Annotated in this window: 17 protein-coding genes; 7 read left to right on the top strand and 10 right to left on the bottom strand. The window is 59.7% G+C overall.

The features are described from left to right. Positions 1 to 144: 144 nt before the first annotated feature. Positions 145 to 1,620, bottom strand: a complete 1,476-nt coding sequence (zwf, locus tag ACR6A7_RS02340; RefSeq protein WP_434123151.1) for a glucose-6-phosphate dehydrogenase — start codon at positions 1,618 to 1,620, stop codon at positions 145 to 147. A gap of 361 nt (positions 1,621 to 1,981) precedes the next feature. Between zwf and hexR the strand changes: the two genes are divergently transcribed. The 3 genes from hexR to ACR6A7_RS02325 all read left to right on the top strand — a co-directional run bounded on the left by hexR (position 1,982) and on the right by ACR6A7_RS02325 (position 5,724). Then, positions 1,982 to 2,860: a transcriptional regulator HexR gene (gene hexR, locus ACR6A7_RS02335; RefSeq protein WP_434123149.1), complete on the top strand. Its 879-nt coding sequence runs from the start codon at positions 1,982 to 1,984 to the stop codon at positions 2,858 to 2,860. A gap of 106 nt (positions 2,861 to 2,966) precedes the next feature. Continuing rightward, the gene (pyk, locus tag ACR6A7_RS02330) at positions 2,967 to 4,409 is read left to right on the top strand and encodes a pyruvate kinase (RefSeq protein WP_033791280.1); all 1,443 of its coding nucleotides are present in this window, start codon (positions 2,967 to 2,969) and stop codon (positions 4,407 to 4,409) included. A 79-nt stretch (positions 4,410 to 4,488) separates the two neighbouring features. Next, positions 4,489 to 5,724 (top strand): MFS transporter, encoded by a 1,236-nt coding sequence (locus ACR6A7_RS02325; RefSeq protein WP_434123148.1) that lies wholly within the window; start codon positions 4,489 to 4,491, stop codon positions 5,722 to 5,724. 184 nt (positions 5,725 to 5,908) lie between these two features. On the opposite strand, the gene lpxM is transcribed toward ACR6A7_RS02325, so the two are convergent. From lpxM to znuA, 3 genes are all read right to left on the bottom strand, one after another. Continuing rightward, positions 5,909 to 6,883, bottom strand: coding sequence for a lauroyl-Kdo(2)-lipid IV(A) myristoyltransferase (gene lpxM / locus ACR6A7_RS02320; protein WP_434123147.1), 975 nt, complete (start codon positions 6,881 to 6,883; stop codon positions 5,909 to 5,911). A gap of 119 nt (positions 6,884 to 7,002) precedes the next feature. Continuing rightward, complete coding sequence (mepM, locus tag ACR6A7_RS02315) at positions 7,003 to 8,334, bottom strand: murein DD-endopeptidase MepM (protein WP_434123146.1); 1,332 nt, start codon at positions 8,332 to 8,334, stop codon at positions 7,003 to 7,005. Between the two features lie 13 nt (positions 8,335 to 8,347). Further along, positions 8,348 to 9,307, bottom strand: a complete 960-nt coding sequence (gene znuA / locus ACR6A7_RS02310) for a zinc ABC transporter substrate-binding protein ZnuA (protein WP_434123145.1) — start codon at positions 9,305 to 9,307, stop codon at positions 8,348 to 8,350. Between the two features lie 77 nt (positions 9,308 to 9,384). Between znuA and znuC the strand changes: the two genes are divergently transcribed. Next, entirely contained in the window at positions 9,385 to 10,140 is a 756-nt protein-coding gene (gene znuC, locus ACR6A7_RS02305; protein WP_434123144.1) for a zinc ABC transporter ATP-binding protein ZnuC, read from the top strand. Further along, positions 10,137 to 10,922, top strand: a complete 786-nt coding sequence (znuB, locus tag ACR6A7_RS02300; protein ID WP_434123142.1) for a zinc ABC transporter permease subunit ZnuB — start codon at positions 10,137 to 10,139, stop codon at positions 10,920 to 10,922. The genes znuC and znuB overlap by 4 nt, the downstream gene beginning before the upstream one ends. Here the strand turns inward: znuB and ruvB are convergent, their stop codons facing one another. From ruvB to aspS, 6 genes are all read right to left on the bottom strand, one after another. Then, positions 10,923 to 11,927, bottom strand: coding sequence for a Holliday junction branch migration DNA helicase RuvB (ruvB, locus tag ACR6A7_RS02295; protein ID WP_434123141.1), 1,005 nt, complete (start codon positions 11,925 to 11,927; stop codon positions 10,923 to 10,925). Positions 11,928 to 11,935: 8 nt separating this feature from the next. Beyond that, positions 11,936 to 12,550, bottom strand: coding sequence for a Holliday junction branch migration protein RuvA (gene ruvA, locus ACR6A7_RS02290; RefSeq protein ID WP_033746510.1), 615 nt, complete (start codon positions 12,548 to 12,550; stop codon positions 11,936 to 11,938). A gap of 94 nt (positions 12,551 to 12,644) precedes the next feature. Further along, a complete protein-coding gene (gene ruvC, locus ACR6A7_RS02285; protein WP_434123140.1) occupies positions 12,645 to 13,172 on the bottom strand; it encodes a crossover junction endodeoxyribonuclease RuvC in 528 nt (175 codons plus the stop codon). 37 nt (positions 13,173 to 13,209) lie between these two features. Next, the gene (locus ACR6A7_RS02280; protein ID WP_033746507.1) at positions 13,210 to 13,953 is read right to left on the bottom strand and encodes a YebC/PmpR family DNA-binding transcriptional regulator; all 744 of its coding nucleotides are present in this window, start codon (positions 13,951 to 13,953) and stop codon (positions 13,210 to 13,212) included. A 230-nt stretch (positions 13,954 to 14,183) separates the two neighbouring features. After that, positions 14,184 to 14,612: a dihydroneopterin triphosphate diphosphatase gene (gene nudB / locus ACR6A7_RS02275; protein ID WP_434123138.1), complete on the bottom strand. Its 429-nt coding sequence runs from the start codon at positions 14,610 to 14,612 to the stop codon at positions 14,184 to 14,186. Further along, the gene (aspS, locus tag ACR6A7_RS02270; protein WP_434123137.1) at positions 14,612 to 16,393 is read right to left on the bottom strand and encodes an aspartate--tRNA ligase; all 1,782 of its coding nucleotides are present in this window, start codon (positions 16,391 to 16,393) and stop codon (positions 14,612 to 14,614) included. Before aspS ends, nudB begins: the two co-directional genes overlap by 1 nt. Before the next feature lie 209 nt (positions 16,394 to 16,602). Between aspS and ACR6A7_RS02265 the strand changes: the two genes are divergently transcribed. Both ACR6A7_RS02265 and ACR6A7_RS02260 read left to right on the top strand, forming a co-directional pair. Beyond that, entirely contained in the window at positions 16,603 to 17,424 is an 822-nt protein-coding gene (locus tag ACR6A7_RS02265; protein ID WP_434123136.1) for a DUF72 domain-containing protein, read from the top strand. 22 nt (positions 17,425 to 17,446) lie between these two features. After that, positions 17,447 to 17,842 (top strand): MAPEG family protein, encoded by a 396-nt coding sequence (locus tag ACR6A7_RS02260; protein WP_434123135.1) that lies wholly within the window; start codon positions 17,447 to 17,449, stop codon positions 17,840 to 17,842. Positions 17,843 to 17,897 lie beyond the last annotated feature (55 nt).

Below are 17,897 nucleotides of genomic sequence, written 5' to 3'. Positions count from 1 at the left end.
CCGCGCGGCGCGCCATCAATGCGCCACTACCATACAGGATCGTCTTCCGCATCGTCTATCCGCCCGGCGCTATTTTTGAAACTGCGGTTCAGTTTCCTGAAACCCGGCACAAAAAAGCCCGCACGTGGCGGGCTACTTTCAGGATTATTCGAACTCGTTCCAGGAACGACCGTCTCGCGTGATCATTGCCACGGAGGCTACCGGCCCCCAGGTGCCCGCCTGGTAAGGCTTGGAGGAGTCGCCGTCGGCGGCCCAGGCGTCGATAATGGAGTCGACATAGGTCCATGCCGCTTCCACTTCGTCGCGGCGCACGAACAGCGCCTGAATGCCGCGCATCGTCTCCAGCAGCAGACGCTCATAGGCGTCAGCCAGATGCGACTGGTTAAAGGTCTCGGAGTAGCTCAGATCCAGCTTGGTGGTTTGCAGCTTGTGTTTGTGATCGAGGCCCGGCACTTTGTTCAAAATCTCGATATCGACGCCTTCGTCCGGCTGCAGGCGAATAGTGAGCTTGTTCTGCGGCAGTTCCGAGTAGGAATCCTTGAACAGGTTCATCTCCGGATTTTTGAAGTAGACCACCACCTCAGAGCATTTGGTCGGCAGACGCTTGCCGGTGCGCAGGTAGAACGGCACGCCCGCCCAGCGCCAGTTGTCGATATCGACGCGGATGGCCACGAAGGTTTCCGTCGAGCTCGACTTGTTTGCGCCCTCTTCTTCGAGATAGCCCGGCACTTTTTTACCCTGCACGAAGCCTGCCGTGTACTGGCCGCGCACCGTTTTTTCACGCACGTTGGTCTGATCGATACGGCGCAGCGAGCGCAGCACTTTGACTTTCTCGTCGCGAATAGCATCGGCGCTCAGGTCGGACGGCGGCGACATGGCGATCATGGTCAGGATCTGCAGCAGATGGTTCTGGATCATATCGCGCATCTGGCCAGCCTGGTCGAAGTAGCCCCAGCGTCCTTCGATGCCCACCTCTTCGGCCACGGTGATCTGCACGTGATCGATGGTACGGTTGTCCCAGTTGTTGACGAAAATTGAGTTGGCGAAGCGCAGCGCCAGCAGGTTGAGGACCGTCTCTTTACCGAGATAGTGGTCGATGCGGAAGACCTGGCTCTCGTCAAAGAATTCGCCTACCGCGTCATTGATCTCTTTTGAGGTTTCCAGCGAGGTGCCGAGCGGCTTCTCCATGACCACGCGCGCCGGTTTCGCATTCAGCTTCGCCGCGCCCAGCCCTTTGCAGATGGCGCCGAAGGTGCTGGGCGGCATCGCGAAATAGTTGATGGTGGTGCGTTTTGCCTGATCGAGCATTTTCCCGAGTTTAGGGAAGTGAGAGGTGTCGTTAACGTCGAGATTGCAGAAGTCGAGGCGGTTGCTGAGTTTATCCCACAGCGCTTCGTCAATCTTCTCCTTCATAAAGGTTTCCAGCGCTTCACGCACGACTTTGGTATAGGCTGCTTTATCCCAGTCGGCGCGTCCCACGCCGATGATGCGGGTTTCCTCGTGGATCTGTCCCGCTTTTTCCAGCTGATACAGTGAAGGCAACAGTTTCCGGCGCGCAAGATCGCCTTTGGCACCGAATATCACCAGATCGCATGCCTGGGCTGTTTGTGTTACCGCCATTTTCCTCTCCTCGTTGCAGGATGATCCCGTGGGCGTTTGCATCCTCATCCATCGGGTCCATGTTGTAATTTTCTTTCAGCACAATGTACTTATTTCAGGGGGTCAGGTAAACCGACTCCGTGCGGGTTCGCAGCCTTTACTCTGAACGGAATAAGGTGTGCCGATGTGATAGTGCGTGCGCTTTAGCCCACTCTAGCGTGAGGGCCGACAGGCGGCAAAATCGAATCCGGGTCAAATTATGACAAAAATTTTCCGCGCCATCTTATCCGTACTTGCGCGCAGTCATAGCGAACGGAGTATATTCACGCTCTTATGCCCTTTCAGCCAGCCCTTGCTGGCATCGATAAAAGCGATAACGGCCATGAATACCCTGGAAAAAATTGAGGCTCAGCTGGCGACGCTCAGCAAATCGGAACGCAAGGTCGCCGCGCGCATCCTCGCCGCCCCGCAGGAGGCGATCCATTCCAGCATCGCCCGGCTGGCGCGCGCTGCTGAGGTCAGTGAACCCACCGTTAACCGCTTTTGCCATCGGCTCGGCATGCGCGGCTTCCCTGACTTCAAGCTACAGCTGGCGCAGAGCCTGGCGCAGGGGCAAAGCTGGGCCAGTTACAACGTCAATGAGGGTGACGACACTCGTGGCTATAGCCATAAAATTTTCGACTCGGCGCTGGCCGGACTGCAGCGCGTACGCGACCGGCTCGATCTCGCCGTTGTGCAGCAGGCGGTAACGGCGCTGTTACGCGCGCAGAAGGTGGCGTTCTTCGGCCTGGGCGCCTCGGCGGTCGTGGCCCACGACGCCTTTAATAAATTTTTGCGCTTCGATCTGCCTGTCGTCTGGTCAGAGGATATTGTGATCCAGCGCATGAGTTGTATAAATAGTCGAGCGGACGACGTGTTTGTTTTAATTTCACATACAGGCCGCACGAAAAATATGGTAGAACTGGCTCGCCTCGCCGGTGTAAACGGTTCCACAGTGATCGCGATCACCTCGCCCGCTTCGCCACTGGCAGAGGTCGCCACGCTGGCGCTCACGCTTGACGTCCCGGAAGATACCGATGTTTATCTGCCAATGGTTTCCCGCCTGACGCAACTCACCGTTATCGACGTGCTGGCGACCGGCTTTATTCTTGAGCGCGGCGCCGCGTTTGGTGAAAACCTGAAGCGAGTGAAAGAGGTTTTGAAAGCGTCGCGTTTCGACAAGCCTTTCGCCATGGAAAACGCAGCCCAACAAAAAAATTAACATCACATTCACAATGTGAGTCGTATCACAGCCTCTGCTTCAGTTAGAATAATGATCACGCCCTGTCCACTTTAGGGGATACGCAAATTTGTCAACGGAGTCCTTCATGTCAAGACGTCTCAGAAGAACCAAGATCGTTACAACCCTCGGCCCGGCAACAGACCGCGATAACAACCTGGAAAAGATCATCGCCGCAGGCGCAAACGTTGTGCGACTCAACTTCTCTCACGGCACCCCAGAAGATCATCAGCTGCGCGCGAACAAAGTGCGTGAAATCGCCGCGAAGCTGGGTCGTCACGTCGCGATTCTGGGTGACCTGCAGGGACCGAAAATTCGCGTGTCGACCTTTAAAGAGGGCAAAGTATTCCTCAACGTCGGCGATCGCTTCCTGCTCGACGCCAGCCTGAGCAAAGGCGAAGGCGATAAAGAGAAAGTCGGCATCGACTATAAAGGCCTGCCGGAAGATGTGGTGCCGGGTGATATTCTGCTGCTTGATGATGGGCGCGTGCAGCTAAAGGTGCTGGAAGTTCAGGGCATGAAGGTGTTCACCGAGGTTACCGTCGGCGGACCGCTCTCCAATAACAAAGGCATCAACAAGCTCGGCGGCGGCCTGTCGGCGGAAGCGCTGACCGAGAAAGACAAAGCGGACATTATTACCGCTGCGAAAATCGGCGTCGATTATCTGGCGGTTTCTTTCCCGCGCAGCGGCGAAGATATGAATTACGCACGTCGTCTGGCGCGCGAAGCGGGCTGCGAGGCGCAGCTGGTGGCGAAAGTCGAACGCGCCGAGGCAGTTGCCACGCAGGAAGCGATGGACGATATCATTCTCGCCTCTGACGTGGTGATGGTGGCGCGCGGCGACCTGGGCGTTGAAATTGGCGATCCTGAGCTGGTTGGCATTCAGAAAGCGCTCATCCGTCGCGCGCGTCAGCTGAACCGCACCATCATTACCGCCACGCAGATGATGGAGTCGATGATCACCAATCCGATGCCGACGCGCGCTGAGGTGATGGACGTCGCCAACGCCGTACTCGACGGCACCGACGCCGTAATGCTGTCGGCGGAAACGGCCGCCGGCCAGTATCCGGCTGAAACCGTTTCCGCCATGGCGAAGGTCTGCCTGGGCGCGGAGAAGATCCCGAGCGTCAACGTCTCCAAACACCGTCTGGAAGTCACCTTCGACAATATCGAAGAGGCGATTGCCATGTCGGCGATGTATGCGGCTAACCATCTGCAGGGCGTCACCGCGATTATTACCATGACCGAGTCTGGCCGTACGCCGCTGATGACGTCGCGGATTACCTCCGGCCTGCCGATTTTCGCTATGTCCCGTCATGAGCGCACCCTGAATCTGACCGCGCTCTATCGCGGCGTAACGCCGGTCTTTTTCAACAGCGACAATGACGGCGTGGTCGCGGCGCACGATGCGATTAATCTGCTGCGCGACAAAGGCTTCCTGGTTTCGGGCGATCTGGTTATCGTTACTCAGGGCGACGTGATGGGCGCGACCGGCACCACCAATACCAGCCGGGTGCTGCGCGTCGACTGATTGCGCACCCGCTGTAGTAACGCTGCAAAAAACGCGACTGCCTGGCGGTCGCGTTTTATTTTTCTTAAAAGGAGTCTGGATGCCCCGCTATCAACCCGTCAGCAAACTGACAGCAGGCCTGCTGCTGTTTCCGCTGGCGCTGGTGCTGTTTGAATTCGCCACCTATATCGCACACGATATGATCCAGCCCGGCATGCTGCTGGTGACGCAGGAGTTCAGCGTCGGCCCGGAGTGGGTCTCGACGTCGCTGACCGCCTATCTGCTGGGCGGCGTGGTGCTGCAATGGCTGCTCGGCCCGCTCTCCGATAAATTTGGCCGCCGTCCGGTGATGCTGGGCGGCATTCTCTTTTTTATTCTGGCTTGCGTGCTGACCACCTGGGTTGGCTCAATCGAAGAATTTGTCGCGCTGCGCTTTATTCAGGGCATCAGCCTCTGCTTTATCGGCGCGGTCAGCTATGCCGCGATTCAGGAAGCCTTTGACGAGGCGCTGGCGGTGCGCGTGATGGCGCTGATGGCCAACGTCGCGCTGCTGGCGCCGCTGGCAGGTCCGCTGGCGGGTGCCGCCTGGCTGACGGTGGCGAGCTGGCGCAGTATGTTCTGGCTCTTCGCCCTGCTCAGCGCCCTCGCCTTTGTGATTTTGTGGCGCGTGATGCCCGAGACCGCCGGCGACCGCAGTCACTCCATCGCGCTGCCGCAGCTGGCGCGCACCTACTGCAAGCTGGTGCGCGACCGGATGGTGATGCTGGGCTCTTTCGCTATCGGCCTGGTATTTATTCCCATCCTGACCTGGGTGGCGCTCTCGCCGGTGATTCTGATGCATGAGGAGCAGCTGTCGCGCATGCACTATGCGCTGCTGCAGCTGCCGGTGTTTCTGGCGATGATTGCCGGGAATATTACCCTGGGCAAGCTGGCCGGACGCGTGCCTATCGAGCAGCCGGTGAAGTTCGCCGCCTGGCCGATTCTTTTGGGGTTAGGCATTGCGCTGCTGGCGAATCTGCTGGACAGCCACAGCTATCTCTTTCTGACCGCCGGGCTAAGCCTTTACGCTTTCGGCGCGGGCATGGTCAACGCCGGGCTCTATCGCCTGACGCTTTACGCCAGCGACGCGGGCAAAGGCAGCGTCGCGGCGATGCTGGGGATGATCAGCATCCTGACGCTGGCGATCGGCATCGAGCTGGCGAAAAGCGGTTATTTTAGCGGCGGCACCCCCTGGTTTAGCCTGATCAATTTCGTCAGCGGCGTGCTCTGGTTTGTGCTGGTGACGCTGTTCCTGCGCGAGCGCAAGCGCCGTGCGCAGGTGACGGCGTTATCCTGAGCCTCAAGGTGTTACTCACGAGCTGCTGCGGAAGCTGGAATGCGGGGGGCGCTATGGCACGAAGAGCAAAGCGTCCCGCGACAGGGACAAAACGCCTCAGGGATGAGGTGCATATTTGCGCGGGCCATACCGTCCCAGCGCCAGCACAGGATCGGTAAAAAGGGCCGCAGTTTCGGCCCTTTTGCTATTTACGCGGATAAAGCTCCTTGCGCTTATAGGGCTCGATATCGCCCTCTTTGCGCGTTTTCAGCAGCTTCAAAATCCAGGTGTACTGCTCGGGATGGGGACGCACGAACACCTCTACCTCTTCGTTCATGCGCCGTGCCAGCCGGTTGTCGTCGGCGTCCAGCAGATCGTCCATTGGCGGGCGAACGAAAATCTCCAGCCGGTGCGTCTCGCTGTTGTAGACCGGAAACAGCGGCACCACGCGCGCGCGGCACACCTTCATCAGGCGGCCAAGCGCCGGCAGCGTTGCCTTGTAGGTGGCGAAGAAATCGACAAACTCGCTGTGCTCAGCACCGTGATCCTGATCGGGCAGATAGTAGCCCCAGTAGCCCTGGCGCACGGAGCTGATAAAGGGTTTGATGCCGTCGTTGCGAGCGTGCATACGGCCGCCGAAGCGACGACGCACGCTGTTCCAGACGTAGTCGAGCAGCGGATCGCTCTGGTTATGAAACATCGCCGCCATCATTTGCCCTTCCGAGGCGAGCAGCATCGCGGGGATATCTACCGCCCAGCCATGGGGCACAAGAAAAATAACGTTCTGCTTCTCCGCCTGCAGCCGATCGATAATCTCGCGACCGTGCCAGTCGACGCGCTGGCGTACGCGTGCCGGATCGCGCATGCCCAGTTCCGCCATCATCGCCATCGCCTGCGGCGCAGTGGCGAACATCTCATCGACGATTTCGCCGCGCTGCGCTTCGCTCAGCTCCGGCAGGCAGTAGTAAAGATTGATTAGCGCACGGCGGCGAGCGCCTTTAGCCAGCTTTCCCGCCATTCTTCCCAGCCCGCCGAGCAGCGGATCGCGCACTTTCGCCGGCAGCAGCGCCATGCCCGCCAGCGCGCCGATCGCCAGCCAGCTGCCCCAGTATTTCGGTTTCAGGAACGAACGTTCAAAAACGGGAATAAATTCAATATTCTTTTTTTTCGGGGTTTCCATGCACTCGCCTCAATCAATGACGCGCTAATGATAGTGGCGACAGGTAATTTTGCAATCCCTGGCGCAGGGTGAAAAAAAACCGACGCGGTAAGCGTCGGTTTCGTGGCGTGGTGCGCGAACTACTCGAAGCGCAGCAGCGGCAGGTTGGTTCTCACCTGCGCCAGATAGTCGCTGCGATCTTTGCCGGTCAATCCTTCCATGCGCGGCAGCTTCGCGGTCAGAGGGTTGACCGCCTGGTTGTTAATCCAGATTTCAAAGTGCAGATGCGGACCGGTGGAGCGGCCGGTATTGCCCGACAGCGCGATGCGGTCACCGCGCTTCACTTTCTCGCCCGGCTTCACCAGCACTTTCTTCAGGTGCATATAGCGCGTCATATACTGGCGGCCGTGACGAATCGCCACATAGTTGCCCGCCGCGCCGCCGTTTTTCGCTATCACCACTTCACCGTCGCCAACCGCCAGCACGGGCGTGCCAACCGGCAGCGCAAAATCGACGCCTTTATGCGGTGCGATACGGCCCGTTACCGGGTTCAGACGACGCGGATTGAAATTGGAGGAGACGCGATACTGCTTCACGGTCGGAAAGCGCATAAAGCCGCGCGCGAGGCCCGACCCGTTGCGATCGTAGAACTTGCCGTCTTCGGCGCGGAACGCGTAGTAATCTTTGCCGCCGGAGCGCAGGCGTACGCCAAGCAGCTGGCTCTGTGCGCTTTTGCCATCGAGCATTTCACGTGACATCAGCACGCTGAACTGGTCACCGGCGCGCAGCTTGCGGAAATCCATCTGCCACTGCATCGCTTTGATCACCGCGCTCGCTTCGCTGCTGGTCAGGCCGGCGCGCTGCGCGCTGGCGGCGAAACTGCCGCGCACGTCACCTTTCAGCACGCGATTCTGCCATTCGCCTTTTTGCATCTCAGCGTGCATGGTGAACGCGCCGTTATTGCCGCGCTGGTAGGTGCGCGTTTCACGACGGTTTATCTCCCAGGTGAGAGACTGCAGGCTGCCGTCGTCGGTCAGCGTCCAGCTCAGTTGCTGGCCGACCTGAAGATTGCGCAGCGCTTTATCGCTGTTAACCAGCGCATTAATATCGCCTAGCTCAATGCCGTACTGATTCAGGGCGCTGCTCAGCGTATCGCCGGACGAGATGGTGTATTCATGCGTTCCCGCCGCGTCCGGCACATCGCTGTCGATGTCATCGGCAGGCAGTTCTTCTTCCGGTTCGGAAGTGGTTTGATCGATGGGTTCGCTGGCCTCAGGCAGCAGCGTACGCAGCTGATTTTTATCGAGTTCGATGCTTTTGACTATCGGCATCGCATCATCGGTGGGATGGTAAACGTAAGGCCGCCACACGGCGACGGCCAGCGTCACGACGGTTAAAGACCCCAGCATAACGCGGTGGGGGCGCGGCAAATTATTAAATGCGAGGGCGACAGAGCGGGCTATCTGCTGCACTTTTACCTATTCCTCATGCTCCATTCAGGCAGCTCGCATACTGGCCTGACAGCTGTGAAAGAAACTTCACGTAGCTGTCCTGACTAAGGCTGATATTTGTTCCCAGCGGATCCAGCGTGCCTTTTCGCACGTTGGTTCCCCGGGCAACCGCATCGATGACGGCTGGCCTGAATTGCGGCTCAGCAAAGACGCAAACGGCCTTCTGCTCAACCAACTGTGTTCGTATTTGATGTAGACGCTGTGCGCCCGGCTGAATTTCAGGGTTTACGGTAAAATGCCCGCTGGGCGAGAGGCCGTAGTGTTTTTCAAAATAGGTGTAAGCGTCATGAAAAACGAAATACCCTTTATTGCTGACCGGCGCGAGCTGCGCGCTAATGTGCTTGTCGGTCACCGCCAGTTCGCTTTCGAACTGCTGGAGATTCGCGTCAAGTTTTGCTTTGCTTCCGGGCATAAGTTCCAATAATTTTCCATGGATTGCAACCGCCGCTAGCCTGGATATTTGCGGTGACAACCACAGATGCATATTAAATTCGCCGTGGTGGTGGTGATGTTCCGCGCCCTCATCGCCGCTATCTCCCGGGTGAGCAGCCTCTTCGCTATGACGATCGTCATCATCTTCCCCCTTCAGCAGTAGCGGCTTGACCGCCTTCATATCAGCAATCTGAAGGTTTTTAGCCGCGGGTAATTCCGCCGCGGGCTTTGTCATAAAAGCCTCCATCTCGGGGCCGACCCACACCACTAAGTCCGCGTTTTTTATACGTTTTACGTCAGACGGACGCAGCGCGTAATCATGCTCCGACGCGCCATCCGGCAGCAGAACATCGACAGGCGTAACGCCGTCGGCGATGGCGGCAGCAATAAAGCCGAGAGGCTTGACCGAAGCGACGACATTGGCCTGCGCGGGAAGCGATAGCGAGGCGGCGAATGCCATCGCAGAAAGGGTGAAAATTGTACTCTTTTTAATGTGTAACATAATGCATCATTCCATCGTGACCTGGGGATGGGATGTGATATTATAACATTCGAAATTCTGTGCAACCTGTAAATAATATGACTTCACTCGTCACGCTTGAAAATATTTCCGTGCAATTTGCACGACGTAACGTGCTCTCTGGTATTAGCCTGAAGCTGATGCCTGGGCGCATACTGACGCTGCTCGGCCCCAACGGCGCGGGCAAATCCACGCTGGTGCGGGTGGTGCTGGGGCTGCTGGCGCCAGCCTCCGGTCAGATACAACGCGTGCCAGGCTTGCGCATCGGTTACGTGCCGCAAAAACTGCATATCGACCCGACGCTGCCGGTTACCGTCGAACGTTTTATGCTGTTGACGCGCGGCGCAAAGCGCACCGACGTAATGCCGGCGCTGAAGCGCGTGCAGGCTGGCCATCTGCTCAACGCGCCGCTGCAGAAGCTCTCTGGCGGTGAAACGCAGCGCGTGCTGCTGGCGCGCGCCCTGCTCAACCAGCCGCAGCTGCTGGTGCTGGATGAACCGACGCAGGGCGTCGACGTGAATGGCCAGGTGGCGCTCTACGATCTGATCGACCAGCTGCGCCACGAGCTTAACTGCGGCGTGCTGATGGTTTCACACGATCTGCACCTGGTGATGGCGAAAACCGACGAGGTGCTCTGTCTGAATCACCATATCTGCTGCTCCGGCACGCCGGAAGCGGTGTCGCAGCATCCCGAATTTATCGCCATGTTTGGCCCGCGCGGCGCGCAGCAGCTGGCGATCTACCGCCATAACCATAATCATCGTCACGACCTTCAGGGACGTATCGTTTTACGCAGAGGACAGGGTCCATCATGATTGAGTTGTTACTACCGGGCTGGCTGGGCGGCGTGATGCTGGCGCTGGCGGCCGGTCCGCTGGGTTCGTTCGTGGTCTGGCGCAAAATGTCCTACTTCGGCGATACCCTGGCGCACGCCTCGCTGCTGGGCGTCGCCTTCGGCCTGCTGCTGAACGTTAATCCTTACTACGCCGTTATCCTCGTCACCGTCTGCCTGGCGCTGGGGCTGGTGTTTCTGGAACGCCGCCCGCATCTGGCGATCGATACCCTGCTGGGCATTATGGCGCACAGCGCCCTGTCGCTCGGTCTGGTGGTGGTGAGCCTGATGTCGGGCGTGCGCGTCGACCTGATGGCCTATCTGTTTGGCGATCTGCTGGCGGTGACGCCGGAGGATTTATGGGTGATGGGCGCGGGCGTGGCGGTGGTGCTGGCGGTGATGGCGTGGCAGTGGCGCGCGCTGCTGTCGATGACCATCAGTCCGGAGCTGGCGCAGGTGGACGGCGTGAATATCCAGCGTACCCGCCTGATCCTGATGCTGGTGACGGCGCTGACCATCGGCGTGGCGATGAAGTTCGTAGGCGCCCTGATCATCACCTCGCTGCTCATCATCCCCGCCGCCACGGCGCGCCGCTTTTCGCGCTCGCCGGAGCAGATGGCGGGCCTGGCGGTGGTAGTGGGCATTATCGCCGTCTCGGGCGGCCTGACCTTCTCCGCCTTCTACGATACCCCGGCCGGCCCGTCGGTGGTGCTCTGCGCCGCGCTGCTGTTTATTTTCAGCATGGTACGCAAGCCCGCCGTCTGATTACTCGTCGCGCGCCATGCCGAAGTGGCGATAAGCATGCTGCGTGGCCATCCGGCCGCGCGGCGTGCGCTGAATAAAGCCCTGCTGGATAAGGAAGGGCTCAATGACATCCTCAATGGTTTCCCGCTCTTCGCCAATCGCCGCCGCGAGGTTATCCAGCCCGACCGGCCCGCCGGTGAACTTGTCGATAATCGCCAGCAGCAGCTTGCGATCCATATAGTCAAAGCCTTCGCTGTCGACGTTAAGCATATCCAGCGCGCTGGCCGCGACGTTGCCGCTCATTTCACCATTGGCGCGCACTTCCGCGAAGTCGCGCACGCGGCGCAGCAGGCGGTTGGCGATACGCGGCGTGCCGCGCGCGCGCTGCGCCACTTCCCGCGCGCCCTCATCGCTCAGCGGCAGTCCCAGACAGGCGGCGCTGCGGCTGACGATGTGCTGCAGATCCGGCACGCTGTAAAACTCCAGGCGCTGCACGATGCCGAAACGGTCGCGCAGCGGCGACGTGAGCGAGCCAGCGCGCGTGGTCGCGCCGATCAGCGTAAACGGCGGCAGGTCGAGCTTAATGGAGCGCGCAGCCGGGCCTTCGCCGATCATAATATCCAGCTGGTAATCCTCCATTGCCGGATAGAGCACCTCTTCCACCACTGGCGAGAGACGGTGGATCTCATCGATAAACAGCACGTCGTGCGGTTCGAGGTTGGTCAGCATCGCCGCCAGATCCCCCGCCTTTTCCAGCACCGGGCCAGAGGTGGTGCGCAGATTGACGCCCATCTCATTGGCAACGATATTGGCCAGCGTGGTTTTTCCCAGCCCTGGCGGGCCGAAAATCAGCAGGTGATCGAGCGCATCGCCGCGCAGCTTCGCCGCCCGGATAAAAATTTCCATCTGCTCGCGCACCTGCGGCTGGCCCACGTACTCCGAGAGCAGCTTAGGGCGGATAGCGCGGTCGAGATTCTCTTCTTCGTTATAGCTGGCGGAGGAGACCAGACGGTCGGCTTCGATCATGACTTACCTCAAATGGCGGCGCGCAGAGCTTCTCGGATTAGGGTTTCGCAGTCTGCGTCAGGCTTGCCAACCTTGCTTATCATACGGCTGGCTTCCTGCGGTTTATAACCCAGCGACACCAGCGCCGCAACCGCTTCGGCCTCGGCGTCGTTGCTTTCCGGCTCGGCGTGCGGTGCGGTGAGCGTAAAGGCGGATTCGCCGGAGAAGAGGTCGCCATGCAGGCCTTTAAAGCGATCTTTCATCTCAACCACCAGACGCTCGGCCGTTTTCTTACCGACGCCCGGAAGCTTGATCAGCGCGGCGATCTCCTCTTTTTCCACCGCCGTCACAAACTGCTGCGCCGACATGCCGGACAGAATGGCCAGCGCCAGCTTAGGGCCGACGCCGTTGGTTTTAATCAGCTCGCGAAACAGCGCGCGCTCTTGTTTGTTGTTGAAGCCGAACAGCAGCTGCGCATCTTCGCGCACCACAAAGTGGGTAAAGATTACCGCTTCGTGGTTCAGTTCAGGCAGCTCATAAAAACAGGTCATCGGCATATGCACTTCATAACCCACGCCGTGCGCTTCAATCAGCACCAGCGGCGGCTGCTTTTCCAGAATATTGCCCCGTAAACGACCTATCACCTGAACGCTTCCTTAATAAACGAATGTGGCGGGATTTATAACATAAAAAAGGCTGGATGAATATCCAGCCTGAAACAGAACGCGGTGCGGCCCACTAGCCTGAGCGCAACCGTCCGCGCGTCAGCAGCAGTTTGCTGTCGCTGACGCGCGCCGCGTTCTGACTGACATGGCAGTGCGTAATGGCGATCGCCAGCGCGTCAGCGGCGTCCGCCTGCGGGTTGGCGGGCAGCTTAAGCAGCGTGCGCACCATATGCTGCACCTGGCTCTTCTCCGCGCCGCCGGTGCCGGTGACGGTCTGCTTCACCTGACGGGCAGCGTACTCAAAGACCGGCAGGTCAAGGTTGACCGCCGCGACGATCGCTGCGCCGCGCGCCTGCCCCAGCTTCAGCGCCGAATCGGCGTTTTTCGCCATAAAGACCTGCTCAATGGCGAAGTAGTCCGGGGCAAACTGGGTGATGATTTCAGTCACGCCCGCATAGATCAGCTTCAGGCGCGCCGGCAGTTCGGTGGTATTGGTGCGGATGCAGCCGCTGCCCAGATAGCTGAGCTGGCGGCCGGTCTGACGGATCACACCGTAGCCGGTTATGCGCGAACCGGGATCGATGCCCAGAATTATCGCCATGCCGACTCTCCGGTGTGCGGGCTAAAGAGGAACGCCATTACAGCGTTTCCGCAACCTCATCAGAGATCTCACCGTTATGGTAGACTTCCTGCACGTCGTCGCAATCTTCCAGCATGTCGATCAGGCGCAGCAGCTTCGGCGCCGTTTCCGCATCGAGTTCCGCTTTGGTCGACGGGATCATCGAGACTTCGGCGGTGTCCGCCTTCAGGCCGGTGGCTTCCAGCGCGTCGCGCACTGCGCCCAACTCTTCCCAGGCGGTAAAGACGTCGATCGCGCCGTCGTCGTAGCTCACCACATCTTCCGCGCCCGCTTCCAGCGCCGCTTCCATCACGCTGTCCTCATCCTGGCCCGGCGCAAAGGAGATGACGCCCTTCTTGCTGAACAGGTAAGAAACGGAGCCGTCGGTGCCGAGGTTGCCGCCGGTTTTGGTGAAGGCGTGACGCACTTCGCCTACGGTGCGGTTGCGGTTGTCGCTCAGGCACTCCACCATCACGGCAGAGCCGCCGGGGCCGTAACCTTCATAGATGATGGTTTCCATATTGGAGTCATCTTCGCCGCCCACGCCGCGCGCGATAGCGCGGTTCATGGTGTCGCGCGTCATGTTGTTGGACAGCGCTTTGTCCATGGCAGCGCGCAGACGCGGGTTGGACGCGGCGTCGCCGCCGCCCAGCTTAGCGGCGGTAACCAGTTCACGAATAATTTTGGTAAAGATTTTACCGCGCTTGGCGTCCTGCGCCGCCTTGCGGTGCTTGGTATTCGCCCACTTACTATGACCAGCCATCTTGGTTATTCTCCGATCTTTGACATCGCCCGGGCTATCTTGCTGGCGATCTCGCCTTCCGGCAGTGCTCGCACTCCTCACGTACGGAAATACGCTCCGGTTGCTGCGCGCTGGCGGTAGCCGACCTCGCTGCGCCGATAACGCCCGACGCTTTAGGTTTTGAGGTGCAGTTCTGCGGGAACGCACCAATTTTCTTTAATCCTGGCTGCCACCAAAACAACGGCGAGCAGCTAAATAAATTCTTCAATCGCCTGGCGATTGCTCCAGGACTTGGTGAGTGCTGCGGCGGCGGCAGGATCGAGCCAGCGCGCGGCGAGATGCTCGCTGAGCGTCGGCTGCCGCTCGGCGGGCAGCGCCAGCCGGAACCAGTGTTCGCGGTTGTGCGTGACGTCTGGCGCGTAGCGATGGCGATAGTGCGGAAAGATTTCGAATTCAATCTCTTTGCCGCAATCCTCCAGCGCCAGCGCCTCGCCCGCGACGTCGATGGCCAGCTCCTCCAGCACTTCGCGCCGCGCCGCCTCAAGCGGGGTTTCACCCGCTTCCAGACTGCCGGTAACCGACTGCCAGAAATCGCTGTCGTCGCGTCGCTGCAGCATCAACACCCGGCCGGTATCCTGCGCGAAAATCACCACCAGAACCGATACCGGATGCTTATACATTACTTATTCTCTGACTTTTCTTTCTTCGGCGCGATCTGAATACCGAGATCCGCCAGCGCCGCCGGGTTGGCTTCGCTTGGCGCTTCGGTCATCAGACAGGCCGCCGCGGTAGTTTTCGGGAAGGCGATAACGTCGCGGATATTCTCGGTGCCGGTCAGCAGCATGGTGAGACGATCCAGACCGAACGCCAGGCCCGCATGCGGCGGCGTGCCATATTTCAGCGCATCGAGCAGGAAGCCGAATTTCTCGCGCTGCTCCTGCTCGTTAATGCCCAGAATAGTGAAGACCGCCTGCTGCATGTTGCCGTTGTGGATACGGACGGAACCGCCGCCCACCTCATAGCCGTTAATCACCATATCGTAGGCGTTCGCCACCGCGCTCAGCGGATCGGCCGCCAGCTCCTTCGCCGACATCTCTTTCGGCGCGGTAAACGGATGGTGCATTGCCGCCAGACCGCCTTCGTCGTCCTCTTCGAACATCGGGAAGTCGATCACCCACAGCGGCGCCCAGGCGCTTTCGTTGGTGATCTGCAGGTCGCGGCCCACTTTCAGGCGCAGGGCGCCCAGCGCGTCCGCCACCACTTTGGCGCGATCGGCGCCGAAGAAGATCAGGTCGCCATCGGCCGCGCTGGTGCGGCTGAGGATCGCTTCCACGATCTCTTCGTTAAGGAATTTGGCTACCGGGCTCTGCACGCCGTTGAGGCCCTCGGCGCGCGCGTTGACCTTCATCCACGCCAGACCTTTCGCGCCATAAATCTCGACGAACTTGCCGTATTCATCAATCTGCTTGCGGCTCAGCTGTGCGCCGCCCGGCACGCGCAGCGCGGCGACGCGGCCTTTGGCGTCGTTGGCCGGACCGGCGAAGACCTGGAACTCGACATTTTTCAGCAGATCGGCGACGTCCACCAGCTCCATCGGGTTACGCAGATCGGGTTTGTCGGAGCCATAGCGGCGCATCGCGTCGGCAAAGGTCATCTGCGGGAACTCGCCGAGATCGACGCCCTTCACTTCCTGCCACAGCTGACGAATCATCCGCTCGTTGATCTCGCGCACCTGCGGCGCGGTGAGGAACGAGGTTTCGATATCAATCTGGGTAAATTCCGGCTGGCGGTCAGCGCGCAGATCTTCATCGCGGAAGCACTTCACGATCTGATAGTAGCGATCGAAGCCGGACATCATCAGCAGCTGTTTGAACAGCTGCGGCGACTGCGGCAGCGCATAGAACTTGCCTTTGTGCACGCGGCTCGGCACCAGATAGTCGCGCGCGCCTTCTGGCGTCGCCTTGGTCAGCATCGGCGTTTCGATATCGAGGAAGCCTTCGCTATCCATAAAGCGGCGCACGAAGCTGGAGATTTTCGCGCGGGTCTTCAGACGCTGCGCCATTTCAGGACGGCGCAGGTCGAGATAGCGGTACTTCAGACGCGCTTCCTCGCTGTTGACCTGATTGGAGTCGAGCGGCAGCGGCTCGGCGCGGTTGATAATGGTCAGCGCCTGCGCGAACACTTCCACTTCGCCCGTGGCCATCTCAGCGTTTTTGTTCTTTTCGTCGCGCGCGCGAACGGTACCGGTGATCTGGATGCAGAATTCGTTGCGCAGCTCAGACGCCAGCTGGAAAGCCTCCTGACGATCGGGATCGAAGAAGACCTGCACGATGCCTTCGCGGTCGCGCATGTCGATAAAAATCAGGCTTCCCAGATCGCGACGGCGGTTGACCCAGCCGCAAAGAGTGACTTGCTGACCTACATGAGACAGATTGAGCTGTCCGCAATATTCTGTACGCATAACGTATCCTTTTAACTTCGCCGCTGCTGCCTGCAGCATCAGGCCGCGTAACCTTTTGAGATGCTGCCGCAAAAAAGGCGGCCATTATAATGGAAAAAGGCAGGCAGGATAAGTAGAGCCGCGCCAAACCGCGCATTTCGTCGCCGGTTTTTCCTCATCCGGACAACCAGGCTAGTCTATAAGGCAAAACCTGCAGGAAAGGAGAAGCCGTGACGCTTCGTATTGGGCTGCCGCAGTGGCAGCATTCGCACTGGAAACGCTGGGGCATTGAGAGTCTGGCTGATTATGCCCGGCTGTTCCACTGCGTAGAGGGCAACACCACGCTTTATGCGCTGCCCGCACCCGACACCGTTCAGCGCTGGCGTGATATGACGCATGACGACTTCCGCTTTTGCTTCAAGTTTCCGCAGACCATCAGCCATCAGGCGCAGCTACAGCACACCGACGATCTGCTCAGCGACTTTCTGCGGCTGCTCGATCCGCTGGCCGACCGTATTGGAGAATACTGGCTGCAGCTGCCCGCGACGTTTGCGCCCGCGCAGCTCGCCGATCTCTGGCGCTTTCTCGACGGGCTGCCGCGCCGCTTCAGCTATGGCGTTGAAGTGCGCCATGCCGCCTTTTTCGCCAAGGGCGAGGCGGAGCGTGCCCTGAATCAGGGCCTGCAGGCGCGCGGCGTCAACCGGGTGATTTTAGACAGCCGTCCGACGCACGCCTCGACCTCGCAAAGCCCCGCTGCCCTCCACGCCCGCCAGCAAAAGCCGCGCGTGCCGCCGCATGCGGTGCGTACCGGCGAGCGGCCCATGGTGCGCTTTATCGGCAGCGACGACGTGGACGAGAGCGATCGATTTTTTCAGGTCTGGCGCGAAAAACTGGCACAATGGCAGGCGGAAAGCGACCCGCTGTTTTTTATTCATACGCCTGATATGGGCGAGGTGTTTCCGCTGGTGCAGCGTTTATGGCCGCAGCTGCAGGCGATCGACGCCGGGATCGGCAGCGGCCCCGCCTGGCCGCAGCAGGCGTCGCTGTTCTGATACCTGATAAAAGAGGATAAGCATGGTAAGCGCGTTATATGTGGTACTGGGCGTGTTGATGGTGATGAAGTTCGCGCTGGACGTGGTGCGCTACCGTCGCCACTACCGCGTCGCCTTTGGCGACGGCGGCTTTCACGACCTGCGCGTGGCGATGCGCATTCACGGCAATGCGATCGAAACTATTCCGCTGGCGCTGCTGCTGCTGGTGATGATGGAGATGAACGGCGCCGATATGTGGATGATGCATCTGACCGCGCTGCTTTTTTTTGCCGGTCGGGTGCTGCATGCGCAGGGGCTGCGCCGCAGCGCGCTCGCCGGGCGCAAATATGGCATGCTGCTGACGCTGTTCGCCCTGTGCGGCATGGCGGTTTTTAACCTGATCTATCTGCCCTGGGAGCTGGTGCTGACGCTGCATTGACCGGCCGCGGGGGTAAAGGGTGCAGCCCGCCGCACTTTCTGCCAGAATAGCGCCC

Origin of the sequence: Pantoea phyllosphaerae (genome assembly GCF_051025595.1) — a bacterium.
GTDB lineage: Bacteria > Pseudomonadota > Gammaproteobacteria > Enterobacterales > Enterobacteriaceae > Pantoea.
Note: the sequence above shows the minus strand (reverse complement) of the source record. Positions and strands in the feature narration are given on the sequence as shown.